A 1,171-nucleotide genomic window follows, 5' to 3' on the forward strand; every position below is an offset into this window, starting at 1 on the left:
CGTGGGCGGCCGCCACCGCGGGCGGCGGGCCGGGCAGCACCCGCAACGCCCCTTCGGCCATCAGCTTGTCGCGCATGCGGCGCGTCATCGACTGCGTGCTGCCGTCGGCCGCGGTGAACAGGAACAGCGTGTGGTGCGGGCTCGACCAGGTCAGCTGCGTGTGCACGGCGCGCTGGTTGGAGATCAGCTCGACCCAGCTGCCCAGCGGAAAGTCGTTGGTGGCCTCGGCGCCGCTGGCGGCGGCATCGCCCCCCTCGTCGGCCACGCCGGGTTCGTGCAGCGAGCCATAGAGCGATTCCGGCGGCACGATGGTTTCCATGCCGTCCGGCTCTTCGGTGGACGCACCGGCCGGCTGCAAGGCCAGGCTGGCGGCGCGCTCCATCGCGGCCTGGTGCAGGCCGGCGATGCGCTCGAGCACGCGCCCGCCATGGCCTCGGCATGGCCCACGCTGTCCAGGCCCTGGCGCACGGTGCCGAGCATGCGCGTGACGGTGCCGCCCAGCCGCTCGGGCTCGGCCGCGGCCACCTCGGGCTGGGCGATCCAGAACAGTTCGGGCACCAGGGCGAGGTAGCCGCCGGGGTCGCCATCGGCACTGCCGGGGTCGTCCATCTGCGCGAGCGCCACCACGTCGGCCCAGGGACCGGCGGCGAAATCGAGAATGTCCCGGGGCACCTGGTCCGCCCCCGCCAGCGCGCGGATGTCGGCCGCGATGCGCTTGGACAGGGCCTCGCGCTGCTGCACGCGCAGGGCGGCCTGCCGCTCGGCCTCCTGGGCCTCGCGCAACTGGCGCTCCTGCGACGCCCAGGCCGATTCGAGCGCCGTCAGCACGGTGGCGAAGGTGTCGGCGTCCTGGCTTTCGCTGGTGGCCAGGTGGCTCACCGCCTCGTCCACGAGCCGCATGAAGCGGTCGAAACGGGGGTCGGCATCGGATTCGAAGTCCAGCGCGCGCTGCGTCAGCTCGTCCAGCAGGCGGCGCGCGGGGTGTTTGTCGTCGGTGAAGAACCGCCGGTCGTGCCGCACCAGCTGCTTGATGGCGGGCCGCAGGTTCTGCACGGCCCGCTGGATGGGCGGGGGCAGCCGCTGGTCCTGCGCGATGTTGTCCATCATGCGGCTCACCACCTCGGTGGCCGTGCGCGACGGCGAGGGCGGCGCGGGGGCCGCGACCGGCGCC

2 pseudogenes are annotated in these 1,171 nt (G+C 73.9%); both read right to left on the reverse strand.

The features are described from left to right. Window positions 1–265, reverse strand: a pseudogene (locus AC27IO_RS24540) (DUF1631 family protein); the annotation flags it as partial. Then, a pseudogene (locus tag AC27IO_RS24545) lies at window positions 184–1,171 on the reverse strand (DUF1631 family protein); the annotation flags it as partial. The pseudogenes AC27IO_RS24540 and AC27IO_RS24545, both read right to left, overlap by 82 nt.

It is taken from the genome of Acidovorax sp. KNOB132 (assembly GCF_057541515.1).